The following is a 25660-nucleotide window of genomic DNA, read 5'->3' as shown; positions in this document are numbered from 1 at the left end:
TCCGATGGCAGGATCCGACGCCACGATCGCCGACGGCCACGCTTCGATCCCCCGCGTGAAGATCTGCGGACACACCAGCAGCGACGACCTGGCAGCGAGCGTCGCCGCCGGCGCGGACGCAGTCGGCGTCGTCGCCGACGTCGACATCGAGACGCCCCGCGAGGTGACGGTCCGCCACGCTGCCGACCTGCTCGCCGCGGTGCCACCGATGGCGACCGGCGTGCTCGTGACGATGCCCGCCACGGTCGGCGACGCCGTCGAACTGATCGGGCGGACGAACCCGGACGCGATCCAGGTCCACGGCACGCTCGAACCGGATGCAGTCGCCGACCTTCGCCAGCGGGTTCACGTCGACGTGATCGCAGCGATCGGCGCCGACGACGAGTCGCTCGCCGAGTACGCCGCGGCCGCGGACGCGCTTCTCGTGGACACCCCGGCCGAGGACGGCGGTGGCGGCACCGGCGAAACCCACGACTGGGACGCGACGCGGACGGCGACCGCCGACCTCGACGTGCCGGTGATCCTCGCGGGCGGCCTCGATCCGGCGAACGTCGCGGACGGAATCGAGACGGTGCGACCGTTCGGCGTCGATGTCGCGTCGGGCGTCGAATCGTCGGGAGGAAGCAAGAACCACGAAGCGGTCCGCGAGTTCGTCAGCACTGCTCGCGCTGCGCCGGCGGACGGAGCGGTGCCGGCCGCGGAGGGGTCGCGATGACGCTCTCGATGGACCGCGAGACGTTCGTCGCCCACGCCGGGGACGTCCAGGGCGCAGAGGACGATGTCGACACCGGCGATCCGGCGGTGATCCGCGTGGCGACGGAGATCGAGAGCGAGATCACCCCGCTCTCGGCCTACGCCGCGCTGACCGGGCGGACGACCGACGCCGACGCCGCCGACCACGCCTTCCTGCTCGAGAGCGGCGGGAAGACGGCCGCGAGCGATCCGGACGGCGCCTTCCGGCCGAGCCACGCGACGACGGACCGCCACGCGCGCTACTCGTTCGTCGGGTACGACCCCGAGGCCGTGGTGACCGTCGGCGACGACGGGGCCGAGGTCGACGTGCTCGGGGACGACCGCTACGGCGACCTGATCGAGACCAACGGGGGCGACGTGGTCGACGAACTTCGCGCAACGATGCCCGACGTTCGGCGGGAAGGGTTCGACGACAGCGACCGCCAGCGCCTCGATGGCGGGCTCGTCGGCTTCCTCGGCTACGACGCCGTGTACGACCTCTGGCTCGACGAGGTCGGCGTCGAGCGGCCGGAGTCGCGGTTTCCCGACGCCGAGTTCGTGCTCGCGACCCGGGTCCTGACCTTCGACGACGTCGAGGACTCGATCGAACTCGTGTTCACTCCGGTGGTCCGGCCCGAGGACGACGCCGGGGCGATCTACGACTCGCTGGCGGCGGAGGCCGAGCGCGTCGAGTCGCTGCTGGCCGACGCCGAACCGCCGGAAACCGGCGGCTTCGACCGCGTCGGCGAGACCGCCGGCCCGCGCGAGGAGTACGAGGACGCGGTGCGGCAGGCGAAAGAGCACGTCCTCGACGGCGACATCTACCAGGGCGTGCTCTCCCGGAAGCGGGAGCTGTACGGCAGCGTCGATCCGATCGGGTTCTACGCCGCGCTGCGCGAGGTCAACCCCTCGCCGTACATGTATCTCCTCGCCCACGACGACTGCTCGATCGTCGGCGCGAGCCCGGAGACGCTCGTCTCCGTGCTGGACGAGTCGGTCATGGTGAACCCGATCGCGGGGACCTGTCCGCGCGGGGCCGGGCCCGTCGAGGACCGGCGGCTCGCCGGCGAGATGCTCGCCGACGACAAGGAGCGCGCGGAACACACGATGCTCGTCGACCTCGGACGCAACGACGTCCGGCGGGTCGCGGAACCGGGCTCCGTGCGCGTCGACGAGTTCATGGGCGTGCTGAAGTACAGCCACGTCCAGCACATCGAGTCGACGGTGACCGCGACGCTCGCCGAGCACCACGACGCGTTCGACGCCACGAGAGCGACCTTCCCCGCCGGCACGCTCTCCGGTGCGCCGAAGATCCGGGCGATGGAGATCATCGACGAACTGGAACGCTCGCCACGTGGCCCCTACGGCGGTGGCGTCGGCTTCTACTCCTGGAGCGGCGACGCCGTCTTCGCGATCGTAATCCGAACGGCCACGGTGGAGTCGGGGGTCGATCCGGCTGCCGTGCCGGACGCCGCCGCCGTCGACGCGGACGCTGCCGCCGCGATCGACGGCTCGCTCGACCGGATCACCGTCCAGGCCGGCGCCGGCATCGTCGCCGACAGCGACCCGACCGCCGAGTTCGAGGAGACCGAGTCGAAGATGGACGGGACGCTGGCCGCCCTCGAACGCATCGAGGACGGCGCGGCGCGGGGAGAGGGCGAGCGGGCTGCACCAGCCGACGCGACCGCAGAGAGGTCCGCGCAGGGCGGGGGCGACGGGGAGGGTCCCGCCACCGAGGACGGAACGTCCTCGGAAGGCGCGGGGCGATCTGCGGACGCGGCAGCCGACGACGAGGCGCACCGCGCCGAGGAGCCGGCCAGTGACCAGCGCGAACCGGCGGTCAGCGGAGACGACGCGGCTCGCGACGGCGGGTCGGTCGACGAGGAGCAGCCGGCAACCGACGACACCGCCGAGCAGGAGGTGGGCCGATGAGCGCCAGCGACCGAGGTGACCGAACGGCGACTCGACGCGGCGACGCCGACGCGACCACCACCGACGAGGACCGCCCGCTCGTCCTGTTCGTCGACAACTTCGACTCGTTCACCTACAATCTCGTCGAGTACGTCAGCGAGCACGCCGACACCGAGGTCGTCAAGAACACCGCCTCGCTGGCGGAGATCCGCGAGATCGACCCAGACGCGATCGTTATCTCGCCGGGGCCTGGCCACCCGAAGAACGAGCGGGACGTCGGCGTGACGATCGACGTCCTGACCGAGATCAGCACCGAGGTGCCGACGCTCGGCGTCTGTCTCGGCCTCGAGGCCGCGGTTCACGCCTACGGCGGCACCGTCGGCCGTGCGCCCGAGCCGATCCACGGGAAGGCGTTCCCGATCGACCACGACGAATCGGGCGTGTTCGCCGGCCTCGAACAGGGGATGCGCGGCGGCCGCTATCACTCGCTCGTCGCGACGGCGGTACCGGAGGACGAGTTCGAGATTACAGCGACCGCGGATCACGACGGCGAGGAACTGGTGATGGGGATTCGACACCGGGAGCACCCGATCGAGGCCGTGCAGTTTCACCCCGAGAGCGTGCTCACCGCTGCCGGGCACGACGTGATCGAGAACTTTCTGGGCGGGCTGTAGCTGGCTCGCGACGCCTCGGCCCGTTCGCCGCGAGCGGATCCCGGACGCTCAGACCACGCCGAGAATACTCAGTCCGAACAGCGCGCCGACCACGACGATCGCGATCCAGAGCAGCTTCCACGCGAGCGACAGCACCGCCCGGCCGACGACCACGATGACCGCGACGACCAGCAGCGCGATCAGCAGGCGACCGAACTGCGTGTCGAGGGGCTCCGGGATCGACTGGAGGAGCGTGAGTGGTTCCATGCCCTGGTCTGTGCAGGCACGTGGCATCTATCTTGTGGGGATTCGAAGCCCGCCTGGCGTCGAGCGGGCAGTTCCCGGATCGACCCCCGGTCGTCTGGTGCGTTCTCCAGTCGAAGCGAAGGGGGCAGATTGGCACGCCGTCGCCGATCGACGGGTTTTCGAGTCTGCGGTATCGACCCCGGAGCCTGCACGCGATCGTTCGAGATCCACGCCGGGTGCCTGCCAGACACGTCCACTTTCACTCTGCTTTCCAGAGCCTTATGTGCGAGGCTCTCGTAGTACCGATCAGAGCGGCGTCACCTTCGGGAGCGGGCAGGGGGCCTGAACCGCATAACCACCAGTATCTCCAGATCCCCGGCACGTGCTGCGATTTCGGATCTTCTGTAGTAAACATCTTTATGTGGTATGCTCCTGAAGCAAGTCTCCGTCAACGACACCCAGAATGATGTCCCTAACACCGCCCACAATCGGCCGACGGCACCGGATCGCTCGCGCGGGGGGCTCGGTATGAGTCAGCCCGACCACTCCGCGGACGAGGTCACGCTGCCGATCAAGCGCGTCGAGGGCGACACCCTCGAGGACCGCCTGACCGGCAACGCGTACCACAACATCCTGCCCGCCCGCTACCTCCGCAAGGACGCGGACGGGGAGCTGATCGAGTCCCAGGAGGACCTCTTCGACCGCGTCGCGAAGAACGTCGCGCTCGCGGAGGCCGTCTTCGAGGCTCGCAAGCGCGACGTCGAGATCACCGTCACGCCCGACCAGCTCAAGCCCGATCACCCGCGCCGTGACGAACTCGCCGAGGAGGTCTTCGGCAAGGGCGTCACCGCAGACAGCGACGCCGAGACGACGCTCTCGGAGTACAACGTCAACAAGTTCGCCTACGAGACGCTCGTCCCCGAGCTACCCGCGGACATCCGCGACCACGTCGAGTCCACTGCGGACGCCTTCCAGGACGCGATGGAGTCCCTCTCCTTCATGCCGAACTCGCCGACGCTGATGAACGCCGGCGACGAGCTCCAGCAGCTCTCCGCGTGTTTCGTCGACTCTCCCGAGGACGACATCGACGACATCCACGAGACCGCCAAGGAGGCCGCCCAGGTCTTCCAGTCCGGCGGCGGCATGGGCTACGCCTTCTGGAAGCTGCGCCCCTACGGCGATCCGGTCGGCTCGACCGGCGGCATCGCGTCGGGGCCGATCACCTTCATGCGGACCTACGACCAGATGTGCGAGACGATCGCCCAGGGCGGCGCCCGCCGCGGCGCGCAGATGGGCGTCATGCGCGTCTCCCACCCGGACGTCATCCAGTTCATCCACGCCAAGAACAAGGACGTCTCGCTGGCCAACACCCTCCGCCTGAACGACCCCGACGACTTCACGCACAACTCCTTCGCGGACGCGCTGGAAGAGGCCCGCGAACTCATCGACGACGAGGGCCGCGTCCCCGAGCACCTCCGTAACGCCGTCGAGGGCCACCTCTCGAATTTCAACATCTCCGTGGGCGTCACGAACGACTTCATGGACGCCCTCCAGAACGACGAGGAGTTCACCTTCACCAACCCCCGCACCGGTGAGGCCCACATCGCGACCGAGCAGACGAAAGAGCTCTACGAGATGTTCGGCCTCGGCGAGTACGTCGAGGTCGGCGAGGAGCTCTCGATTCCCGCCGAGGAGCTCTGGACGGACATCGTCGAGGGCGCCCACGAGAACGGCGAACCGGGCGTCATCTATCTCGAGCGCGTCAACGAGGAGCACTCCTTCGACGTCGAGGCCCACCCCGACCACCGCATTCTCGCGACGAACCCCTGTGGCGAGCAGCCCCTCGAGGAGTACGAGGCCTGCAATCTCGGGCACATCAACCTCTCGACGATCGCGGCCGAGGACGCCCCCGACTGGCGCGTCTGGTCCGAACGTCACGCCGACCGCTTCGACTCCGAGGCCGAGGCCATCGAGGCGTTCCTGGAGGAGGCCATCGACTGGGAGGAGTTCGACCGCCGCATCGCGCTCGGCACCCGATTCCTCGAGAACGTCGTCACGATGTCGGACTTCCCGGTGAAGAAGATCGAGGAGAAGGTCCGCGCGATGCGCAAGATCGGCCTCGGCATCATGGGCCTCGCGCAGCTGTACATCCAGCTCGGCATGGCGTACGGCTCCGGCGCCTCCAACGAGGTCGCCCGGCAGCTGATGACCCACATCAACCACGGCTCGAAGGAGGCCAGCCACGAGCTGGCCGTCCAGCGCGGTCCCTTCGCCGACTGGGAGGACTCGAAGTACGCCGACCCCACCCGCTATCGGGAGTGGTTCGAGCACCAGACCGGCCTCGAGGCCGACGACTGGGAAGACGGCTTCCCGATCCGCAACCACAACACCACGACCATCGCGCCGACGGGCACGACCTCGATGGTCGGCAACACCACCGGCGGCTGTGAGCCGATCTACAACGTCGCCTACTACAAGAACGTCTCCGACGACGTCCAGGGCGACGAGATGCTCGTCGAGTTCGACGACTACTTCCTGCGCGTCCTGGAGGAGAACGGCATCGACGTCGAGGCCGTCAAGGAGGAGGCCCAGGAGCAGATGGCCGAAAACGAGTTCGCCGGCGTCGACGGGCTCACGACGGTCCCCGACGCGATCGGCGAGCTGTTCGTCACCACGGGCGACCTCTCCGCCAAACAGCACGCCGAGATCCAGGTCGCCTGCCAGGCTGGTGTCGACTCCGCCATCTCGAAGACCGTCAACGCGCCGAGTGACTCCACCGTCGACGACGCCAAGGAGGTCTTCGAGTACATCTACGACCACGGCGGCAAGGGCGTCACCTACTACCGCGACGGCACCCGCTCCAAGCAGGTCCTGACCACGCGCGCCCAGAACGCCGAGTTCGCGGACATGGACGCCGAGGAGGTCCTCGCCCAGATCGAGGAGATCTTCGGCGGCCTCGAAGGGTTCCTCGAGGAGCCCGCCGTCCGCGAGGCCGTCGAGTCCGACGTCGCAGAGGTCCTCGACGTCGCACCCGATCTCGCCGAGCAGTACGCCGAGAAGCGCCCGCGGCCCGACGTCCTCCACGGCGTCACCCAGCGCATCGACACGGGCTACGGGAAGCTCTACGTCAACATCAACGAGGACGAGGACGGGCGACCGTTCGAGCTGTTCGCCAACATCGGCAACAGCGGGGGCTTCACCGCCTCCTTCACCGAGGCGCTGGCGAAGACCATCTCGACTGCGCTCCGCTCGGGCGTCGACCCCGAAGAGATCGCCGACGAACTCCAGGGCATCCGCTCCCCGAAGGTCGCCTGGGACAAGGGCGAGCAGATCCAGTCGATCCCGGACGCCATCGGCACCGCGATGCGCCGGTACCTCGACGACGAGATCAACAAGGCCTACCCCGACCAGACGAACCTCACGGAGCTCGAGCCGGGCGAGGAAGCCGACGGCGAGGCAGAGGCGCCAGCGCCCGAGACCGACGGTGGCGGCGTGGCGGCGTCCGGCGGTGCAGCGAGTGCAGACGCTGGCGGATCGGCACAGGCCGACGCCGGCGGCGACCAGCAGGCGCTCATCGACGCTGGTGAGAGCCCCGAGTGTCCCGACTGTGGCGCGCTGTCGCTGTACTACTCCGAGGGCTGCAAGACGTGCGAGTCGTGTGGCTGGTCGGAGTGCTGAATCGGTGAGGTAACCGCGGTCAGAGATCGACCCCTTCTCCTGCTATCCACACGACGTCCGATCGGTTACTGCGTGCTCTCGCGAACGCTCTTGCCCTGAGACGATGTATCACGGTTATGGCCGATCAACAGCCACGCCGTTCCGATCGAACCGTGACCGAGATCGACGAACTGCGAACGGTCGGCTTCCGTCTCCGGGAGATTCAGCGACTCCTGAGCATGCGCGTCGAGCAGGAGAATCGCCGGCTCGAAGCCGAGGGAATCGACCCCGTCACTGAACCCGGGATTGGGAGCGAGGAGGCGCGGTCGGGGCACGAACGGCAGGAGTAGCTCCGAAGGATACCCGCCTCCAGCATCCGCGAGCGACAACAGGGATCGAGCGGTTCACGCGGGCGAGGAGCGAAGCGACGAGTCCGCGCCTTCCTCGTGAGCGAAGCGAACGAGGGCTCGCGGGAGCTCCGCTCCCGCGGCGTTTTTGGTGCAGATTTTTTCGAGGAGTGGTGCCCGCAGCGCCGGAGGCGCGAGGACACCCGACGAGAAAAAAGGTGCTAGTAGATGAGCTCGTCGTCGCTCTCGACCATGTAGAGCGTCCGTGCGGCGATGTTGACGGCGTGGTCGCCCACGCGTTCGAGGTCGCGGATCGTCAGGAGGAGCCGGGAGACGTCCTGCATGATGCCCTCGATCTCCGACTGGGGAGCGTCGGGGCCGACCTCGCGCTCGATGAGGTCGCGGACGACGGTCTGGCTAGCGCGCTCACAGAGCGCGTCGATGTCGTCGTCGCGGGCGGAGATCTCGCGACAGGCCTCGACGTCTTCCTGGGCAAAGGCGGTCATCGTGTCCTCGATCATCTGGATGACCTGATCCCCGATGGACTGGATGTCGACGTCTGGATAGCGATCCTGTTCGGCGTCCTCGGCGTAGCCAGCGAGGTTGGTCGCGAGGTCGCCGATCCGTTCGAGATCGGTGATGATCTTGAACGACGAGGCGATGAAGCGGAGATCGCCGGCGACGGGCTGCTGGAGGGCCAGCAGGTCGATGCAGTCCTGTTCGAGGTCGAGGTAGAGCTGGTTGATCTCGTGGTCGCCCTCGATGACGTCCCGAGCGAGATCCTCGTCCTTGCGGTCGAGTGCGTCGAGGCCGTCGCGTAGCCGTTCGAGGACGAGCTCGCTCATGTACAGTACGTCGTCCCGGAGATCGTCGAGTTTCTGCTGGTAATCCTTCCGTGCCATGTGTTAGTGTGTCGTCTACCGTGATTGCGGGTATAGCTTGCCCTCGGTGCGTGTGTCAGCGACGCCGTCGAGCGGCCACGGTCACCCGAACTTGCCCGTGATGTAGTCCTCGACGCGCTGGTCCTCCGGGTTCTCGAAGATCTGCTGGGTGTCGTCGAACTCGACGAGTTCGCCTCCGGTGAGGAACACGGCGGTCTTGTCGGAGATCCGCGCCGCCTGCTGCATGTTGTGAGTGACGACGATGACCGTGTAGTCCTCCGCGAGTTCGGTGATGAGATCCTCGACCTTCGAGGTTGCGACGGGGTCGAGCGCGGAAGCGGGCTCGTCCATGAGGATGACCTCGGGGTCGGGTGCGATCGCCCGGGCGATACAGAGGCGCTGTTGCTGGCCCCCGGAGAGGTCGAGCCCGGAGGAGTCCAGCTGGTCCTTGACCTCGTCCCAGAGTGCGGCGCGTTTGAGCGCCTGCTCGACCTTCTCGTCGACGTCGTCGTCCTTGTCCTGAACGCGGAGGCCGTAGGCGACGTTGTCCCTGATCGACTTCGGGAACGGGTTGGGCTTCTGGAACACCATGCCGATGGTGCGCCGGAGAGCGACGGGATCGACGTCCTCGTCGTAGACGTTCTTGCCCCGGAAGTTGAGTTCGCCCTCGACGGTACAGCCGTCGATGAGGTCGTTCATTCGGTTGATCGAGCGCAGGAAGGTGGACTTCCCACAGCCCGACGGGCCGATGATCGCGGTGACGCGGCGCTCGGGAATCTCCATCGTCGTGGGCATGAGCGCCTGCTCGTCGCCGTAGTACACCGAGAGATCTCGAGTGTCGATGACGGTCTCGGCCTGGCGTTCTCCCTCGGTGACGTCGGTCGATACGTCGGTGTCGATCAGTGCGTCCTCGCTTCCCTCGTCCATTGTCCCCTCGGACGTCGCGGCCTCTGCTGTCGCGCCCTCGTCGTCGGAACCCGACGCGGACGCGCTCGGTGGTGCGGTGTCGGTCATTGTGAGATGCTTCCGCGGGACGTCCGCCATCGCTTCGGCGGAGCCGCCGCCCGCTTGCCCGCGCTTGTCTCTATCGCTCTAAATACGCTGCTATTAGCGCTCGATATCACTATATATTGCCATGGAGCAATATCAACCCCGACGTAGCTACGGCCCCAATTAGAGGGATTCGCCCAGTCTGGGGCAGGTATCTGCCGCTATATATGATTGCGTGAACTTATGGACCTGCAGTCCAACTGCCGCGTATGGAGACGCGAAAGGTCCAGCTCACGGGGGGTTCGACGTTTACCGTGTCCCTTCCGAAGGAGTGGGCGACCGAGAACGGCGTCGAGGCCGGGAGCGAGGTCGAGTTCCACCACGAGTCGAACGCGCTCGTACTCACGCCGCGTCGCGAGTCCGGACGGACCGAGGGAACGCTCGAGATCGGGGACCTCGAGGGCGATCGACTGACCCGCGCCGTGATGACGATGTACGTCAGCGGGTTCGACATCGTGACCCTCGAGGGCGACGCCATTTCGGCCGATCAGCGGCAGGCGATCCGCGACGCCGCCCAGGGGCTCGTCGGCGTCGAGGTCATCGAAGAGACCAGCGACCGGGTCGTCGTCCAGGACCTGCTCGACTCCTCGGAACTGTCCGTGGACAACGCGGTCACCAGGATGCGCCTCATCGCGCTCGGGATGCTCGAGGACGCCATCACGGGACTGCTCGAGAACGACGACGACCTCGCCGCGAGCGTGGTCGACCGCGACGACGACGTCGACCGCCTCTGGTTCGTCGTCTCCCGGGTCTTCCGGGCGACGCTCCGCTCGCCGAGCGCGACGGAGGAACTCGGGCTCCCACGCGAGGTCTGCTTCGACTACCACTCGAGCGCCCGCCAGCTCGAACGGATCGCCGACCACGCCGCGAAGATCGCGAAGCTCGCCGAACAGCTCGGCGACATCGACGACGAGGTCGCGGCGGCGCTGACGGAGCTCCACGACGACGCCGCCGACGTCATCGACACCGCGATGGACGCGCTGCTCGAGGAGGACAGCGAGCGCTCGACCACGCTGGCTCGCGATGCGACGGACTCGATTCTCGACATCGACCAGCACGCCCGGCACATCGACGAACTCCTCCGGGAACGTGACGCCCACGAGGCACAGCTCCTGGGGCTCGTCGTCGACTCCCTCTCCCGGAGCGCGGACTACGGCGGCAACGTCGCCGAGACCGCGCTGCAGAACGCCGCGCCGAAGCCGCCCTGAGCACGGGGGACAGCGACAGTACGGCGCGACGCCGTCTTTCCGGCAGTAATCAGCCCGATGCGTGGCGCTCCTAACAGTTCTCAGACCGGCGCGTGGAACTCGTTCCAGAGCAATCAGGCCGCGCGCGGAGCTTGTTCCGGCAGTGCTCAGATCGACGCGTGGAGTCGCTGCTCCACGACCGGCGCGAGGACCGCCGTGACCACGCCGACGACGACCATGCCCCCGGCGAGCACGCGCCCGTCGAACGCCGCACCCGCGATCACGTACCCCTGGTAGAGCACGCCGAAGCTGAGCGCGCCGACGATCGCCCAGAGGAGGGCAGACTTCCTGGCCGGGTCCATCACTCCACGGCCGCGATCGCTTCGATCTCGACGCCCGCGCCCTTCGGCAGGGACTCGACGCCGACGGCGCTCCGGGCGGGCGGCTCCTGCTCGAAGTAGCCCGCGTACGTCTCGTTCATCTCCTCGAAGTCCTCGATGTCGTCGAGGTAGACGGTGACCTTGAGGACGTCCGCTGGCTCGGCTCCGCCCTCGGCGAGCACGGCGACGAGGTTGTCGAGCGCCTGCTCGGTCTGCTCGGCGATCGACGCGTCGTCGAGCAGCCGTCCGTCCGGCGTCAGCGGAATCTGCCCGGCAGTAAACACGAGATCGCCGTTGCTCGCTCCCTGGCTGTACGCGCCGACAGCCTCCGGCGCCGCGTTCGTGTCGATGATCTGTTTCACGTCCGAGCGTCGGGCCGGTTCGGCCTTAAGCGCTGGTGTGGGGGCCAGCGAGGGGACTGTTTCGATCCGCTCGGCGCGGTCCGGGTCGCCACGTCTTTAGTCGCCTCCCGCCAAGCCCGATCCATGCGCGTGGAGTACGATCGCGACGTGTGTATCGGGATGTTCCAGTGCGTCGCGGAGTGGGACGCCTTCGAGAAGGACGAGGACGCCGGCAAGGCCGTGCTGGCCGAGAGCGAGGAAGCGGACGAGGACGTGTTCGTTCGGGAAGTGCCGGATGGCGCCGAACTCGACGCGAAGTTCGCTGCGCGAGCCTGTCCGGTCGACGCCATCGCGATCTACGACGACGACGGCGAGCAGCTGATTCCCTGAGCGGTCCCGTCACCGTTCTGTGGCCCCGACTTCGCAGCGACGAGCGGCCCGGCCGACTACCGACAACGCGTGACTTAACTGGAAACCGTGTATTGGCTGTGACCGTGACCGATCCGCTGCTCGTCCTCGGCGTGCTCGCCGCCGTCTTCGTCGGGTTCAACATCGGCGGGTCCTCGACCGGGGTGGCCTGGGGGCCCTCCGTCGGCGCGAAGATCATCAACAAGACGCTCGCGGCGACGGTGATGACGTTCTTCGTGTTCCTCGGGGGCTGGACGATCGGCCGGAACGTCATCGAGACGCTCGGCGGCGAACTCGTCCCCCAGTCCGCGTTCTCGCTGGAGGCGAGCATCGTCGTCCTCGCGTTCATCGGGCTGGGGATGCTCGCCGCGAACGTCTACGGCGTCCCCGTCTCGACCTCGATGACTGCCGTCGGCTCGATCGCCGGTTTCGGTCTCGCGACCGGGGACCTCGACATGGCCGTGCTGGGCGGCATCGTCGTCTGGTGGATCCTCGCGCCGATTACTGGCTTCTGGTGCGGCGGAGTCATCGGCCGGTACCTCTACCCCTACCTCGATCGACGGTTCTCACTCGATCAGTCCGAGGGGCCACTCGTCGACTACGACTGGCGGGGACCGATCCCGCTGCCCCACCTCGGGCCGGGCACGACCCCCAAGGAGTTCGCGAGTACGATGATCGTCTTCGCGATCGCCTGCTACATGTCCTTCAGCGCCGGCGCGAGCAACGTCGCAAACGCCGTGGCGCCGCTCGTCGGCGGCGGCGCGGTCAGCGTCAGCGCCGGCGTCTTCCTCGCGACGGCCGCGATCGGCCTTGGCGCGTTCACGATCGCCCGGCGAACGATGGAGTCCGTCGGCAACGACCTCACCGCGCTCCCGCTCCTCGCCGCGACGATCGTGATGGTCGTCGCAGCGTCGATCACGACGATCGCGTCCTGGCTCGGCGTGCCGATCAGCCTCGCGATGTCGACGGTCATGACGATCGTCGGGCTCGGCTGGGGCCGTGCCACCCGTACCGCTACGGCGAAGGAGATCGTGACCGGGGAGGCCGAGACGGCGATCTCCGTCGACGCCATCACCTCCGAGACGCCCGAGGAACCGTCGCGCATCGGCGAGGAGACGCCCGAAGATATGCAGGCCGTCGATCAGTTGTTCGACCCCGACGCAGTCGTCCGGTTCGTCTCCTTCTGGATCATCGGCCCCGGGATGGCGACCCTGCTGTCCTACGGCGCGTTCGCGATCGGCAATCGTCTGGGCGTGCTCTAATCGCCGGACGTCCGTCGAGATCGATTCCCGCAGGATCCAGATCGCCACGAGGACCCCAGTAGCGGATGTACCGCTCCTCAGGGTCGCAGCGGCAACTCGCCGTGGCCGTCGGTGCGCATGAACTCGCGGTTGCGCTCCGGCCAGTCGAGCAGCCGATCCCGGAGCAGGTCGCCGTCGTCGGTCATCGGATCCGGGCCGCCGAGTCGGGCGCTGAGCCACAGCAGGAGGCCGCCGCCGTAGCCCACGATCACGGTGACGCCAGTGAGGAGCACGATCGAAACGGCTAGCTGCCAGACGCGCGTCCGGAGCGGCTTGCCGTCCGCTCCGCCGGTCGATTCGGTCATGGTCGTCTCTGGCCCGGACGTTTCGTCCGGTCGTTCATAAACCGCCACCCACCGTCGCAGGGGCTGCAGCGCTACTCCCCGGCAGCGGGCACGCCCTCGGGCTCGACCTCCGCCTCGATCTGGAACGCCTCGAGGTGCTGGCGGAGTTGCCGGGTCTCGTGGGTCAGGGAACTCGCCTCCTCGGTGACCGTCGAGAGCGCGCTGGTCTGCTCCTCGGCGGCAGCGGCGACCCGGCCGGCCTCCTCGTGGACGGACTCGCTGAGTTCGGCGGCGTCCTCGACCATCGCGAGCACCTCCTCGGCGGAGGTCGCCTGCGTCTGGCTGGCCGTCGTGATCTCGTCCATCCCGTCGTAGGTCTGCTCGGCGTACTGGGCGACCCCGTCGAGCGCGTCGGTCGCCTCCTCGATCGTCTCGGCGTGGCTGGCGACCTCGCTGCGCGTCGATTCGATCTCCGCCGCGGTGGCTTCGGTCTGCTCGCGGATCGCCTCGACGAGGTCCTCGATCTCCGTCGCGGACTCGCGCGTGTCACTCGCCATCTCCTTGACCTCCTGGGCGACCGCACCGAAGCCGGCCTTGTCGTCCTCGGAGCCGGCCGTGCGGGAGGCCTCGATGTTTGCGTTGAGTGCGAGCATGTTGGTCTGGCTGGCGAGTTCGCCGATGGACTCGGCGATCTCCTCGACGCGCTCGAGCTGATCCCGGAGCTGGTCGAACTCTTCGACGGCGCGCTCGGCGTCGGCATCGATCTTCGACATCGCGCCGGAGGCCTCGCGTGCTGCGGTCTGGCCGGCCTCGCCGGTCGTCGCGGTCTGCTGGGCGAGTTCGGCGACCTGGTCGCTCTGGGAGGCGATCTCCTCCGTCGTGGCGGTCATGTCCTCCATCCGGGCCTTGACCGCGTCGTAGGTCTCGTGCTGGCGCTCGGTCTTGTCGGCGATCGCCTGGACGGAGACCGACACCTGCTTGCTCGCGCCCTCGACCTCCTCGGCGCTCGCGGTGACCTGCTCGCCGTGTGCAGCGACGCGATCGGAGAACTGCCGGATCTCGGCGACGGTCTCCTGAATCTCGTCGGTCATCTCGTTGAACTCGCTGGCGATGCGTTCCATGGACTCGTTGTCGACGTCCGCGTCCATCTCCTCGGTCAGATCGCCGTGGGCGGCCGATTCGGCGACGGTAGCCAGTTCGTCTGCCGTCGCTTCGAGTTCGTCGGCCATCGCCGCGACCTCCTCGCGGCGGTGCTCGGCGGCCTTGCGAGCCTCTTCGGTCTCCGCCAGCGAGTCGCGAAGCGAGACCCGCATGCCGTCGAAGGAGTCGTAGAGCTGGCCGATCTCGTCGGTTCGGTCGCTCTCGAGTTTCTGCTCGAGGTCGCCCTGCTCGATCGTCTCCGCTCCGGCGGCGAGTTCCCGGATCGATTTCGTGGTGTTCCGGCCGACGAGCACGCCGATCGCACCGAGACCGCCGAGGGCGACGACCAGCAACAGGACGAGCGATTTGGAAATCTCCTCCTGCAACGCGAACGCCTCGTGGGTCGGGACGTGGGCCATGAGCACCCAGTCGGTGCCCTCGACGCGGGTGAAGCCCATCCCCATTGCTTCCCCGTCCATCGTCATCTGGGTGTAGCCGGTCTGGCCGGCGAGCCCCTGGCGGACCGCCATGGAGTCCACGCTCAGTTCGTCTGCCGGCCCCATGTTCTGTTCGCCGATGCTGTGCCCGTGGTGACTCAGGACGACCGTCCCCTGCTCGTTCACGACGTGCGTGTGGGAGTGATGGGCGTCGGAGGGTCGCTCGAGCGTGCCCGAGACGGCCGTGAGGTTCGCGACGAGCACGACCGCGCCGTCGTCGCCGGTCCCAGCGACCGCGGCAACCGCGCTGTGGTGAACGCCCGGATCCTCGTAGGGATTGCTCATCGTCGTCCCGTCGGCGGGCGGGGACGACGACCACTCGGTATCGTAGGTGCGACCCACGGCGTCCGCGGCCGAACTGGCCTGGACCTGCCCGGTCTGATCGACGTAGTGGACCGCGGTGACCCCTGGTGGCGCGCGCTCGGCATAGTTCGCGAGCACGGACTCCATCGCTTCGGTGTCCCCGGCTGCAACCGACTCCTCCTGGGAGAGCAGGCTGGCGTGGTTCTCGGTGGAATCGACCCAGTTCGCGAGTGTCGAGGCCTGGAGGCTCGCCGTCTTCTCCATGCGTGTTTCCGCGTCGGCTTCGAGCGCGTCCGCCGTCTGTACGTAGATCAGGCCGCCGACGCCGCCGATGAGGAGAACCACCACGCCGAACAGCAAGAGGAGTTTGAGGAGGTAGCTTCCCTTTACTCGTCGATACGGTGCCGTAAGGATTCGAGTACTCATCCTATGGATCCTCAAACTGCATTGTGGTAATGATTTTGATCAAATTACTAACAAGGTTAATGAATTAAGTAAATGAAATGGACAACGAATCTCACTTCCTACCAGTGGCGTCCGTTGAGGGTATCGATTCCGGAGCGAAACCGGCAATCTGTGTTGGGAAATCGGTCAATTATCAAGTCATAATCAGGACGCCGACGAACGCTGCTCCCGTTCGGCCCGCGGGCGGCCTACACGCCCCAGATGCCCCAGATGCCCAGCACGGTGACGACCGCGAGCAACAACTGCAGGGGAGCGCCGACGCGGACGAAGTCCATGAAGCGATAGCCACCCGGGCCGTAGACCATCAGGTTGGTCTGGTAGCCCATCGGCGTCATGAACGCCGTCGACGCCGCGAACGTCACCGCGATCGCGAACGCGAAGGGGTCCGCACCGGTCGCCACAGCGACGTCGACCGCGACCGGAATCAACAGCACGACGGAGGCGTTGTTGCTGACGACGTTCGTCAGCACCGCGGTCAGCAGGTAGAACACACCGAGCAACAGGATCGGCGTCAACCCTCCTGCCGACTGGACGACGTGCCCCGCCAGGAACGCCGCCGCGCCGGTCTGCTCCATCGCGAGGCCGAGCGGGAGGAGCCCCGCCAGCAGCACGACCACGTTCCAGTCCACCGCGTCGTACACCTCGCCGGGGCGGAGACACCGGGTGACGACCATCGCGACGACGCCCGCTAGCGCTGACAGCGCGATCGAGGCGATCCCCAGCCCGGCGATCGCGACGACGGCTGCGACGATGCCGAGCGCGATCGGGAGCTTCTCCTCCCGGTACTGCGGCAGGTCGAACTCGCCCGCGACGATGAACTCGCGGTCGATCGCGAGCCTGCTGACCGTCTCCTCGGTCGCCTGGACGAGCAAGGTGTCACCCGCACGAAGCGAGCGTTCGTCCATCCGTGCGTGGATGATCTCGCCGCCGCGACGGATCGCCAGCACGGAGGCGTCGTAGCGCTGCCGGAAGTGGAGGGACTCGAGCGTCTCGCCGACGAGCCTGGAGTCCGGCGCGATCACCACCTCGACGAGTCGCTGGTCGTCGACGGCCTCCACGGCTTCGTCGTCGGCGGTGAGCAACTCGTCGGTGACGTCTTCCACCTCGAGGGCCTCCTCGACGAGTTCCTCGAGCGCGTCGTCGTCCACGCTGGCAGCGTCGGCGCCGACCGTCGGGGGTGCGGCGTCGCCCTTCCGTGCGTCCGGGGCGAGCTCCAGGCCCTCGTGTTCGATGATCGTTACCAGGCTCTCCCGGTCGGTCCGGAGCACGAGGACGTCGTCGGCCTGGATGGTCTTCCGGGCAAGCGGCTCGCTGAACGCGGCGTCCGTGCGGACGAGCTGGACGATGTCCGCGTCGACGTCGAGCTCGGCGAGACAGCCCTCGACGGTGTCACCGACGAACGTCGAATCCCCGCGCACGACGACCTCCGTGAGGTACTCGGTCATCTCGAACTCCTCGGTCAGGGGCTCCCGGGCCGGTACGCGCTCGGGGATGAGCCGCGGCGCGACGAGGAAGAGGTAGACCGAACCGACGGCGAGCACCAGCACCCCGAGCGCGGTGAACTCGAACATCGAGAAGGCGTCGTACTGCGGGCCGAGCTGGGCGTACACGTCGCTCGCGAGCAGGTTCGTCGAGGTCCCGATCAGCGTTAGCGTGCCGCCCATCATGGCCGCGAAGGAGACGGGCATCAGCAGTTTCGACGGCGAGGTCCCCGTGCGATCGGCCAGTTCGTCGACCATCGGGATCATCACCGCCACGACCGGGGTGTTGTTGATGAACCCTGCCGTGCCGCCGGCGAGCCCCAGCACCGCTCCCAGCTGCTTGATCGGGCTGTTGCCGTAGCGGTCGGCGATCTCCCGACCGATCACGCTGACGAGGCCGGTCCGCCGGATCCCCTCGCTCAGGATGAACATCGCGAGCACGGCGATGGTCGCCGGACTCGAGAAGCCCGAGAGTCCCTCCTCGATCGTCAGTTCCGTCCAGTCGCCGAGCGCGACGAGCGCGACCAGCACCGCGATCGCGGTGACGTCGATCGGCACCGGCTCCCAGACGAACAGGACGAGCGCCGCGAGGACGATACCGAAGACGACCAGCATGCCGGTCGTCAGTGCGGGCGGTTCGGCCGCGGCCTGGAGGACGATAGCGAACGCTGGCCACGCGCCCACGTGCATGGTCAGTCCTGCCGGTGGCGGCGGCAAAAAACGTTCTCGAACCCGAGCGGCGACGCCGCAGTGCGCTCGCGGTGGCTCGACTACTCGTCGAGGTATCGGACGAACCCGCGCTTCTCGTCGGGATCGAACCCGCAGTCCTCGTAAAATCCGAGCACGGACTCCGATTCCCGGCCGGTGAGCAGCATGACCTTGTAGCAGCCGGCCTGCTCCGCGACGTCGAACCCGTACTCGACTGCGGCCGTACCGAAGCCCTCGCCGCGATAGTCCTCGTGGGTCACCACGTTCTCCATCACCGCCCAGGGTCGCCCGTCGCGGGTGAGATTTCGCGTCACCGAGACCGTGCAGGTCGCGACGAGGTGGTCGTCGTGCTCGACCGCGACGATGGTCAGCGAGTCGTCGGTGCGCATCCGGTCGAACTCCTCGCGGAGTTCCGGGTCCGAGGAATCGAGCGACTCGTTCCGGCTGCTGAGCATCTCGTAGAGTTCCAGTAGCTCGGCGAGTTCGTCCTCGCGGATGGATCGGGCCGTGGCCATATGGCTGTAGGCGAAGCTGCTCGGTGAATCAGAAAAACGGTGCCGATACCCAACGGACGGAAAACGGCGCTGCGCTACCGCAGACGGCCGTTCACTGGAACCCGATCCGACTCCCGCGCCGCCCTCTGCCGGGCTCCGCGCTGCCGCCGCGGAACTCCTCCTCGACGGAGTCGTAGTACTCCAGCAGGTCCTCGGTGATCGTCGGGCGGACGGACTCCATGCCGGCCCGGAAGTGCTTCATCTGGACCTCCTCGGCGTCGTCGTCGTCCCGGAGCGCCTCGATGGCGGCCTCCCGGGCGATCGTCTCGAGGTCGGAGCCGACGTAGCCGTCGGAGCGCTCGGCGATCTCGCGGAGACTGACGTCCGCGGCCAGCGGCGTGTCGTCGGTGTGGATCCGGAGGATCTGCTCGCGGCCCTCCTGGTCGGGCTGGCCGACCATCACGAGGCGGTCGAAGCGGCCCGAGCGGATGAGCGCGGGGTCGATCATGTCCGGCCGGTTGGTCGCGCCGATGACCATGACGTGCTCCATCTCCTCGAGCCCGTCGAGTTCGGTCAGGAGCTGGTTGACGACCCGCTCGGAGACGTTACTGCCCATCTCCTGGCTCCGGTTCGGCGCCAGGGAGTCGAGTTCGTCGAAGAAGATGACGGTCGGAGCGACCTGCCGGGCCTTTCGGAACGTCTGACGGATCGCCTTCTCCGACTCGCCGACCCACTTCGAGAGCAGTTGCGGGCCCCGCACCGAGATGAAGTTCGCGTTCGTCTCGTTGGCGACGGCCTTCGCCATCAGCGTCTTCCCGGTGCCGGGCGGGCCGTAGAGCAGGATGCCCTTCGGCGGCTCGATTCCCATGCGGGTGAACCGCTCGGGGTCGCGCATCGGCCACTCGACGGACTCCTTGATGTCGCGTTTCGCCTCCTCGAGGCCGCCGACGTCGTCCCAGGACACCTTCGGTAACTCGACGAGCACCTCCCGCATCGCGGAGGGCTCGACCTCCGCGAGCGCGCCCCGGAAGTCGTCCCGCTTGACGATCATCCGGTCGATGAGGCTCGGCGGGATGTCCTCCTCGTCGAGGTCGATCTCGGGGAGGTAGCGCCGCAGGGCCTTCATCGCTGCCTCCTTCGTCAGACTCTCGATGTCGGCGCCGACGAAGCCGTGGGTCTCGTCGGCGAGGTGACCGAGGTCGACGTCGTCGGAGAGGGGCATGCCGCGAGTGTGGATCTGGAGGATCTCCTCGCGGCCCGTCTCATCGGGGACGCCGATCTCGATCTCGCGGTCGAACCGGCCCGGCCGCCGGAGCGCGGGATCGACGGAGTCGACGCGGTTCGTCGCCGCGATGACGATGACCTGGCCCCGCGATTCGAGGCCGTCCATCATCGTCAGTAGCTGGGCGACGACCCGGCGCTCCACCTCGCCGGTGACGTCCTCCCGTTTGGGCGCGATGGAGTCGAGCTCGTCGATGAAGATGATCGACGGCGACTCCTCGGTCGCGTCCTCGAAGATCTCCCTGAGCTGTTGCTCGCTCTCCCCGTAGTACTTCGAGATGATCTCCGGCCCCGCGATAGAGAAGAAGGAGGCGGAGGTCTCGTTGGCGACGGCTTTCGCCAGGAGGGTCTTGCCAGTCCCGGGCGGGCCGTGGAGCAGGACGCCCTGTGGCGGCTCGATCCCCAGCTTCTTGAAGATCTGCGGGTGCTTCATCGGCAGTTCGACCATCTCGCGGACGCGCTGGATCTCGCCGGAGAGGCCGCCGATGTCCTCGTAGGTGATGCCGCCGCCGGTCTTCTCGAACCCGGAGATGGGCTCCTCGCGGAGTTCGACGTCGGTGTCCTCCGTGACGAGGACGACGCCCTCGGGCTCGGTCTCGACGGCGATCAGCGGGATCGCCTGCCCCGGCGAGCGCATGAACGGGTGGTTCGTCGAGGACATCACCGGGACGATGTCGCGCTCGACGACCGGGCGCTTGAGGATCTGCCGCTTGACCATGCCCGCGGCGTCGGAGCCGAACTGCACCGACGCCTCCTCGGGCGGCGCGAGCACGAGCGAGTCGGCCTTCGTCGCTTCGGCCTTCCGGATCTCGACGCGCTCGCCGATCCCGACGTCGGCGTTCTGGCGGGTGAACCCGTCGATGCGGACGGTGTCGGTGTTCCAGTCCTGGCGGTCGGCGCGCCAGACCTTCGCCGCCGTGGAGTTAGCCCCCTCGATCTCGATGATGTCGCCGGGGGAGAGCTTCAGGTGGAGCAGCGTGTCCGGATCCAGCCGGGCGATGCCTCGCCCCGAGTCGTTGGGGTAGGCCTTCGCAACTTCGAGTTGGACTTCGTTCATCGGTGGAGTAGGTTGTCGCTTGCTCGGGGTCGGTGCCCGATAGGTCTTGTGCTGGTGCGTGCAAGCGTTGCCGTCCGTCGGGGGCGTCGCCGGTCCAGCCGTGGGCCGTCTCGCGTCGTAACGACTGCACGCACGGACGCGGACTCGCGTCCGGCGTGCGCGCCGCCACCCTGCTGTCCCTGATTCATGGTTCGTGCTAACGTGCCTAACTGCAACCCCCGTCACCTTAGGAATGTCGGCGTCCGTAGATCCGCTGGCCGACTGCAGGGTGGCACACATCGTAGCGATGAACCACGCAGGTCGGGTCGCGGCGTCGCATCGACCCGCCGCACCCGGACAATTGATAGGGAGCGGGCCCCTGCGCCGAACACGATGGTCTACACGGATCCCGACGAGGTGCCCTGGAGCGCGTACCTCGCGCTGGCAGGCGTCATGGCGGTGATCGTCGGCGCACTCCTTCCGTGGTACGCCGCACTCGGCGAGTCCACCACCGGCCTCCAGCACGAGGACGGCTACATCACTGCCGGCGTCGTGCTGGCCACGCTCGCGTTCGGCGTCACCTTCGAGTGGGACCTGATCGCACCCGTCGCCGCCGCGCTCGCTGGCGCGGTGACGGTGATCGTCGGCTACGACGCCTACTCGCAGGTCAGCGACCTCGGGACGCACGATCCGAAGGCCGGACTCTGGCTCACGCTGCTCGGCGGCGTCGTCCTCCTCGTCGCGGCGGGGTGGGGACTCCTCGAGGGGCGAGTGATCGCGACCGACGCTGGCGAGAACGTTCGCGGCGACGGCCCGGCGTAGCGGTCGCGGCCCCACCGAACAGTCCGGCGCTCGCTGGCCGTCTGCTCCTAACGCGAGCGCCCTGCCGACCACGGTGCTTTTCGGCACCGCCTGCGTCGGGTTCGACATGACCACGCTCGCGTTCGACGGCCGGACCGGTGCGAGCGGCGACCTCCTGCTCGGTGCCCTGCTCGCCGCCGGTGCCGATCGGGCGGTGCTCGCGCCGGTCGAGGACGCACTCCCGATCGAATACGACGTCGAGACCGTCGAGGAGGTAGGGATCTCCGCGACACGCGTTCGCGTGCTCCTCGACGATTCGGACGGCTCCGACGGAGGAGACGGCACGGATTCGTCGCACGGCCACCACGATGACGGAGAGCACGAACACGCACACCACCACGATCGGTCAGACGAACACAGCCACGATCACGGGGAGCACGATCACGGTCACGGCCACGACCACGAGCACTCACACCACCACGATTCCGGCCACGATCACGACCACGGTCACGACCGGTCCCACGACGAGGCGGCGGACGACGGTGACGCCACGCCCGCAGAGGGGCACGGTCCCCACCGCACCTACGCCGAGGTCCGGGAGATCGTCGCAGACCTCCCGATTCCCGAGGCCGCACGGGAGGACGCGCTGGCGATATTCGAACTGCTGGGCGAGGCCGAGGCGGCCGTCCACGGCACCGACCTCGACGCCACGCACTTCCACGAAGTCGGGGCCGACGACGCGATCGCCGACGTCGTCGGGGCGGCGCTCCTCCTCGACGACCTCGACGTCGATTCCGTCGTCACCACGCCCGTCGCTGCCGGCGGCGGCGAGGACGAATCGAGTCACGGCACCTACCCCGTCCCCGCGCCGGCCGTCGTGGAACTCGCCGAGCGCGCTGACTGGGAACTCGAGCACGGCCCCGTCGATCGCGAGCTGTTGACCCCGACCGGCGCGGCGATCCTCGCCCACGTCGCGGAGGGCCGCACCCGCGTGCCGCCGCTGCGCGTGGCCGGCTCGGGCTACGGCGCCGGCGGCTACGACCTCGGCGACCGGCCGAACGTCCTCCGCGCGATCGTCGGCGAGGAGCGCGGCGAGTTCGAGTGCCAGCCGATTTCCGTCCTCGAGACGAACGTCGACGACGTCGCGCCGGAGGTGCTCGGCGATCTGCAGGACTCGCTGGCCGCCGTGGGCGCCAAGGACGTGACGATCGTGCCGACGACGATGAAGAAGTCGCGACCCGGCCACCTCGTCAAGGTGATCGTCGATCCGGCGGACTCGGCGGCGGTCGCCCGCACACTCGCCGAGGAGACCGGATCGCTGGGCGTTCGAGAGGCCGGCGCTGCCCACCGCTGGGTCGCAGAGCGTCGAATCGAATCGGTGACCGTCGAGGTCGACGGCGAGTCGTTCCCGATCGAGGTCAAGGTCGGCACCGACGCCGACGGGTCGATCTTCGACGTCAGTGCAGAGTACGACGACGCGGCGGCGGTCGCCCGGGAGACCGGACTCGCGTTCCGCGAGGTCGCACGCCGGGCGGAGGCCGCGGCCCGCGCCGGACGGGAGGGCGAGTGAGTGCGGCGGACGATTTTCAGCGTCCGTCAAGATATCTCCGCTATTGGAGACTGGATACACCTTATATTCGTAGAATAGTCTGCATCCGTATCAGGGATAGCCTTATCAGTGGAAATGCGGACCGTTCGTGTGGATGCCCACCACAGACCACACACGACCCGGCGCCGGGCCGAATGCCCCCTCGGAATCGTCGCCGGCCACCGCCCCGACGACCTCCAACGTGCTGGCCGTGACGCCCGGTGCCGACGACTGCCCGCGGTGTGGCACCGCGACGATCAACTGCCACGGCCGCCTGGACTGCCCTGATTGCACCTGGACGGAGGCGCGATCCGCAGGGTAGGCCCCGTCCACGTCGCGCCGACCACCCTCGATCGCCCACAGTGCGATCCCACTTGTCTGGCATACGCGGTCCGGCCGACGCCATGCGGCCGGGCGGCCTTTCGTCGCTCGTCCGAACTCGACGGCGCACGCTCGAGTTCGGGGTGCTATCCCGTCAGAAACACCCGATCCCCCACAGCTCCGGCCGCGACGACTGCGGCTTCCCGAAGACTGCGGCTTCCCGACGACTGCAATTCCGCGACGACTGCAATTCCGCGACGACTGCAATTCCGCGACGACAGTAGCTCCGCCACGATTGCAACTCCACGACGACGACGATAGCTCCGCAGCTACCGCTCCTCCCGGTGCGTGTCGAGCGCTTCCTCCACGGTGAGTTCGCCGCTCGCGACGCGCCGGGCGAGGAGTTCGTCGATCGCCCGGTTGTCCTCGCCACGCTCGCGGGAGCGCTCCTGAATGCGCCGGAGTTCGCCGACCGTCGGTTCGACGTCGCGCTCTTCGATCACCTCGCCCTCGCGCTGGGCGATGTTGACGGCCGCGATCACGTCGCCGAGACCGCTCGCGCCAGCGCCGAGCGACGGCGTCGTCCCCGTCTCGTCGACGAGTTCGACGCGGACGTCGCCCAGGGCGTCGATCAGTCGCGAGCCCTGGAGGCGCGCGCCGTCGCCGATCCGCACGATCGGGTCCGGCGCGTCCGCGACCTCCTCGCGAACGATCTCCGCGACCTGCGCGAGCGGGACGTGGTAGGCGGCGACGACGGTGTCGCCGACGAGCACCGCGATCCCCGGCCGGTCGCCCGGATCGACGCCGACGACGAGCTGCCCGCCTTCGCTGCGGGCGAGCTGGAGCGCCGCCTCGACCGCCGTCCGCGCCTCGCCGGGCTCGGCGCCGACGACCTCGACCTCGGGGCCGAGATCCGGGTGCGCCGCACGGACGTCGTCCATCTCGTCGGCCGCGACGATGAGGACAGTCGCGCGTTCGGGGAGCGCCTCGCCGGGCTCGACCGTCGTGAAGGCGGCGTCGCGGTCGCGTAGCTCCGCCACGACGTCGTGGTAGACCTCGAAGTCCTCGGTCGCGACGACGATCACGGTCCGTTTTGGTACCTCGTCGGGTTAAGACCGCCGGGAGCGTCGGTCGCGACGAGTCGGTAGGTCCAGACGCCCGCGAACAACGCCGCCAGCGTCGGGTGCAGTTCAGTTCGCCAGTTCGACTTTATACCTGCCTGCCGCAGTCCCCTGCATGAAGCTGGGTATCCACGAGTCGGTCGAGGCGGTGTTCCCGCCCGCGGAGCTCCAGACCGCCCTCACCGAGGCGGGCGTCGAGGCCGAGTTGGTCGGCGACGATCCGATCGAACTGGGCGCTTGCGACGGCGTCGTCACCTTCGCCCACCGGGAGTACTTCTTCGACGCCGTCGAGTGGGTCCACTCGATCCAGGCCGGCGTCGATCGCTTCCCGCAGAACGAGTTCGAGGCCGAGGGGCTGACGCTCACGAACAGCACCGGGATCCACGGCGCGAGCGTCGGCGAGACGGTGCTCGGCTACATGACCGCGTTCGCCCGCAACCTCCACGCCTACCGGAGCGCCCAGGACCGCGGCGAGTGGATCGAGCCGGACTGGGACCGCCCGTTCACGCTCGAAGACGAGTCGGTGTGCGTCGTCGGGCTGGGTACGATCGGCCAGGCCGTCGCGGAGCGGGCGACCTGGCTCGGGATGGACGTCTGGGGCGTCCGGCGCTCACCCGACCCCGTGCCGATCGTCGACGAGGTCTACGGCCAGGAAGACCTCCACACCGCGTTGCTCGACGCGACGTTCGTCGTGCTCGCGGTGCCGCTGACGCCCGCGACGCGACGGCTCATCGGCCCCGCGGAGCTCGCCGCGATGGACGACGACGCGTACCTGATCAACGTCGCGCGTGGCAGCGTCGTCGTGCAGGACGCGCTCGTCAGTGCCCTCGAGAACGACGACCTCGCCGGCGCCGCCCTGGACGTGTTCCAGGAGGAACCACTTCCCGCGGACTCACCGCTCTGGGAGCTGGACGAGGTCATCGTGACGCCCCACTCTGCCGCTCGGACGCGAGACTACTTCCGCGACATCGCCGAGATCGTCCTCGACAACGTCGAGCGGCTCGAGGAGGGGCGCACCCTCCGGAACCAGGTCGTCTGATCGGGTG

At 68.1% G+C, this 25660-nt stretch carries 22 protein-coding genes; 11 read left to right on the top strand and 11 right to left on the bottom strand.

Annotated features, from left to right (window positions below; all coding sequences use genetic code 11):
- The first annotated feature begins 4 nt into the window (after positions 1-4).
- From L593_RS08795 to trpG, 3 genes are read left to right on the top strand one after another with little or no spacing between them, the layout of a single operon-like run.
- Positions 5-715 carry a phosphoribosylanthranilate isomerase gene (locus tag L593_RS08795; protein ID WP_020446606.1) on the top strand — a complete coding sequence of 237 codons (711 nt, stop codon included), beginning with the start codon at positions 5-7 and terminating at the stop codon, positions 713-715.
- Entirely contained in the window at positions 712-2664 is a 1953-nt protein-coding gene (gene trpE / locus L593_RS08790; RefSeq protein ID WP_020446605.1) for an anthranilate synthase component I, read from the top strand. The genes L593_RS08795 and trpE overlap by 4 nt, the downstream gene beginning before the upstream one ends.
- Positions 2661-3317: an anthranilate synthase component II gene (gene trpG, locus L593_RS08785; RefSeq protein WP_020446604.1), complete on the top strand. Its 657-nt coding sequence runs from the start codon at positions 2661-2663 to the stop codon at positions 3315-3317. The genes trpE and trpG overlap by 4 nt, the downstream gene beginning before the upstream one ends.
- A 48-nt stretch (positions 3318-3365) precedes the next feature.
- On the opposite strand, the gene L593_RS08780 is transcribed toward trpG, so the two are convergent.
- The gene (locus tag L593_RS08780; protein WP_020446603.1) at positions 3366-3563 is read right to left on the bottom strand and encodes a hypothetical protein; all 198 of its coding nucleotides are present in this window, start codon (positions 3561-3563) and stop codon (positions 3366-3368) included.
- A gap of 507 nt (positions 3564-4070) precedes the next feature.
- Here L593_RS08780 and L593_RS08775 point away from each other — a divergent pair.
- Complete coding sequence (locus L593_RS08775; RefSeq protein ID WP_020446602.1) at positions 4071-7220, top strand: adenosylcobalamin-dependent ribonucleoside-diphosphate reductase; 3150 nt, start codon at positions 4071-4073, stop codon at positions 7218-7220.
- Positions 7221-7336: 116 nt separating this feature from the next.
- Complete coding sequence (locus L593_RS08770) at positions 7337-7549, top strand: hypothetical protein (RefSeq protein WP_020446601.1); 213 nt, start codon at positions 7337-7339, stop codon at positions 7547-7549.
- 218 nt (positions 7550-7767) lie between these two features.
- On the opposite strand, the gene phoU is transcribed toward L593_RS08770, so the two are convergent.
- Together phoU and pstB are read right to left on the bottom strand one after the other, a co-directional pair.
- Positions 7768-8448: a phosphate signaling complex protein PhoU gene (gene phoU / locus L593_RS08765; protein WP_020446600.1), complete on the bottom strand. Its 681-nt coding sequence runs from the start codon at positions 8446-8448 to the stop codon at positions 7768-7770.
- Positions 8449-8529: 81 nt separating this feature from the next.
- Positions 8530-9354 carry a phosphate ABC transporter ATP-binding protein PstB gene (gene pstB / locus L593_RS08760; RefSeq protein WP_049894412.1) on the bottom strand — a complete coding sequence of 275 codons (825 nt, stop codon included), beginning with the start codon at positions 9352-9354 and terminating at the stop codon, positions 8530-8532.
- A gap of 332 nt (positions 9355-9686) precedes the next feature.
- On the opposite strand from pstB, the gene L593_RS08755 reads away from it, so the two are divergent.
- Positions 9687-10685 carry a phosphate uptake regulator PhoU gene (locus tag L593_RS08755; protein WP_020446598.1) on the top strand — a complete coding sequence of 333 codons (999 nt, stop codon included), beginning with the start codon at positions 9687-9689 and terminating at the stop codon, positions 10683-10685.
- 146 nt (positions 10686-10831) lie between these two features.
- Here the strand turns inward: L593_RS08755 and L593_RS08750 are convergent, their stop codons facing one another.
- Together L593_RS08750 and L593_RS08745 are read right to left on the bottom strand one after the other, a co-directional pair.
- On the bottom strand, positions 10832-11026 hold the full coding sequence (locus tag L593_RS08750) for a hypothetical protein (RefSeq protein WP_020446597.1): 195 nt from the start codon (positions 11024-11026) through the stop codon (positions 10832-10834).
- Positions 11026-11406, bottom strand: coding sequence for a Rid family detoxifying hydrolase (locus L593_RS08745; RefSeq protein ID WP_020446596.1), 381 nt, complete (start codon positions 11404-11406; stop codon positions 11026-11028). Before L593_RS08745 ends, L593_RS08750 begins: the two co-directional genes overlap by 1 nt.
- A gap of 123 nt (positions 11407-11529) precedes the next feature.
- On the opposite strand from L593_RS08745, the gene L593_RS08740 reads away from it, so the two are divergent.
- Both L593_RS08740 and L593_RS08735 read left to right on the top strand, forming a co-directional pair.
- On the top strand, positions 11530-11775 hold the full coding sequence (locus tag L593_RS08740) for a ferredoxin (protein ID WP_020446595.1): 246 nt from the start codon (positions 11530-11532) through the stop codon (positions 11773-11775).
- Between the two features lie 104 nt (positions 11776-11879).
- Positions 11880-13055 carry an inorganic phosphate transporter gene (locus L593_RS08735; RefSeq protein WP_049894010.1) on the top strand — a complete coding sequence of 392 codons (1176 nt, stop codon included), beginning with the start codon at positions 11880-11882 and terminating at the stop codon, positions 13053-13055.
- Positions 13056-13132: 77 nt separating this feature from the next.
- Here L593_RS08735 and L593_RS08730 read toward each other — a convergent pair whose 3' ends face one another.
- The 5 genes from L593_RS08730 to L593_RS08710 form a co-directional block, all read right to left on the bottom strand.
- Positions 13133-13399 carry a hypothetical protein gene (locus L593_RS08730; protein ID WP_020446593.1) on the bottom strand — a complete coding sequence of 89 codons (267 nt, stop codon included), beginning with the start codon at positions 13397-13399 and terminating at the stop codon, positions 13133-13135.
- A 71-nt stretch (positions 13400-13470) separates the two neighbouring features.
- On the bottom strand, positions 13471-15744 hold the full coding sequence (locus L593_RS08725) for a methyl-accepting chemotaxis protein (protein WP_081638683.1): 2274 nt from the start codon (positions 15742-15744) through the stop codon (positions 13471-13473).
- A 227-nt stretch (positions 15745-15971) separates the two neighbouring features.
- Positions 15972-17954: an SLC13 family permease gene (locus L593_RS08720; RefSeq protein ID WP_020446591.1), complete on the bottom strand. Its 1983-nt coding sequence runs from the start codon at positions 17952-17954 to the stop codon at positions 15972-15974.
- Between the two features lie 80 nt (positions 17955-18034).
- A complete protein-coding gene (locus L593_RS08715; protein ID WP_020446590.1) occupies positions 18035-18487 on the bottom strand; it encodes a GNAT family N-acetyltransferase in 453 nt (150 codons plus the stop codon).
- Positions 18488-18578: 91 nt separating this feature from the next.
- Positions 18579-20804: a CDC48 family AAA ATPase gene (locus L593_RS08710; protein WP_020446589.1), complete on the bottom strand. Its 2226-nt coding sequence runs from the start codon at positions 20802-20804 to the stop codon at positions 18579-18581.
- Positions 20805-21176: 372 nt separating this feature from the next.
- Between L593_RS08710 and L593_RS08705 the strand changes: the two genes are divergently transcribed.
- Positions 21177-21605: a hypothetical protein gene (locus tag L593_RS08705; RefSeq protein ID WP_020446588.1), complete on the top strand. Its 429-nt coding sequence runs from the start codon at positions 21177-21179 to the stop codon at positions 21603-21605.
- Between the two features lie 106 nt (positions 21606-21711).
- Complete coding sequence (gene larC / locus L593_RS08700) at positions 21712-23154, top strand: nickel pincer cofactor biosynthesis protein LarC (RefSeq protein ID WP_049894007.1); 1443 nt, start codon at positions 21712-21714, stop codon at positions 23152-23154.
- A 668-nt stretch (positions 23155-23822) separates the two neighbouring features.
- On the opposite strand, the gene L593_RS08690 is transcribed toward larC, so the two are convergent.
- On the bottom strand, positions 23823-24578 hold the full coding sequence (locus tag L593_RS08690; protein ID WP_020446585.1) for a hypothetical protein: 756 nt from the start codon (positions 24576-24578) through the stop codon (positions 23823-23825).
- Between the two features lie 151 nt (positions 24579-24729).
- Between L593_RS08690 and ddh the strand changes: the two genes are divergently transcribed.
- Positions 24730-25653 carry a D-2-hydroxyacid dehydrogenase gene (ddh, locus tag L593_RS08685; protein ID WP_020446584.1) on the top strand — a complete coding sequence of 308 codons (924 nt, stop codon included), beginning with the start codon at positions 24730-24732 and terminating at the stop codon, positions 25651-25653.
- Positions 25654-25660: the final 7 nt, after the last annotated feature.

The sequence above is a fragment of the Salinarchaeum sp. Harcht-Bsk1 genome (assembly GCF_000403645.1).
Classification (GTDB): Archaea; Halobacteriota; Halobacteria; order Halobacteriales; family Salinarchaeaceae; genus Salinarchaeum.
This window is presented reverse-complemented; position numbering and strand designations above follow the sequence as displayed.

Coding starts and splice junctions, on each gene's coding strand:
- L593_RS08795 (WP_020446606.1), top strand. CDS start 5: ATGGCAGGATCCGACGCCACGATCGCCGACGGCCACGCTTCGATCCCC.
- trpE (WP_020446605.1), top strand. CDS start 712: ATGACGCTCTCGATGGACCGCGAGACGTTCGTCGCCCACGCCGGGGAC.
- trpG (WP_020446604.1), top strand. CDS start 2,661: ATGAGCGCCAGCGACCGAGGTGACCGAACGGCGACTCGACGCGGCGAC.
- L593_RS08780 (WP_020446603.1), bottom strand. CDS start 3,563: ATGGAACCACTCACGCTCCTCCAGTCGATCCCGGAGCCCCTCGACACG.
- L593_RS08775 (WP_020446602.1), top strand. CDS start 4,071: ATGAGTCAGCCCGACCACTCCGCGGACGAGGTCACGCTGCCGATCAAG.
- L593_RS08770 (WP_020446601.1), top strand. CDS start 7,337: ATGGCCGATCAACAGCCACGCCGTTCCGATCGAACCGTGACCGAGATC.
- phoU (WP_020446600.1), bottom strand. CDS start 8,448: ATGGCACGGAAGGATTACCAGCAGAAACTCGACGATCTCCGGGACGAC.
- pstB (WP_049894412.1), bottom strand. CDS start 9,354: ATGGACGAGGGAAGCGAGGACGCACTGATCGACACCGACGTATCGACC.
- L593_RS08755 (WP_020446598.1), top strand. CDS start 9,687: ATGGAGACGCGAAAGGTCCAGCTCACGGGGGGTTCGACGTTTACCGTG.
- L593_RS08750 (WP_020446597.1), bottom strand. CDS start 11,026: ATGGACCCGGCCAGGAAGTCTGCCCTCCTCTGGGCGATCGTCGGCGCG.
- L593_RS08740 (WP_020446595.1), top strand. CDS start 11,530: ATGCGCGTGGAGTACGATCGCGACGTGTGTATCGGGATGTTCCAGTGC.
- L593_RS08730 (WP_020446593.1), bottom strand. CDS start 13,399: ATGACCGAATCGACCGGCGGAGCGGACGGCAAGCCGCTCCGGACGCGC.
- L593_RS08725 (WP_081638683.1), bottom strand. CDS start 15,744: ATGAGTACTCGAATCCTTACGGCACCGTATCGACGAGTAAAGGGAAGC.
- L593_RS08720 (WP_020446591.1), bottom strand. CDS start 17,954: ATGCACGTGGGCGCGTGGCCAGCGTTCGCTATCGTCCTCCAGGCCGCG.
- L593_RS08715 (WP_020446590.1), bottom strand. CDS start 18,487: ATGGCCACGGCCCGATCCATCCGCGAGGACGAACTCGCCGAGCTACTG.
- L593_RS08710 (WP_020446589.1), bottom strand. CDS start 20,804: ATGAACGAAGTCCAACTCGAAGTTGCGAAGGCCTACCCCAACGACTCG.
- L593_RS08705 (WP_020446588.1), top strand. CDS start 21,177: ATGGTCTACACGGATCCCGACGAGGTGCCCTGGAGCGCGTACCTCGCG.
- larC (WP_049894007.1), top strand. CDS start 21,712: ATGACCACGCTCGCGTTCGACGGCCGGACCGGTGCGAGCGGCGACCTC.
- ddh (WP_020446584.1), top strand. CDS start 24,730: ATGAAGCTGGGTATCCACGAGTCGGTCGAGGCGGTGTTCCCGCCCGCG.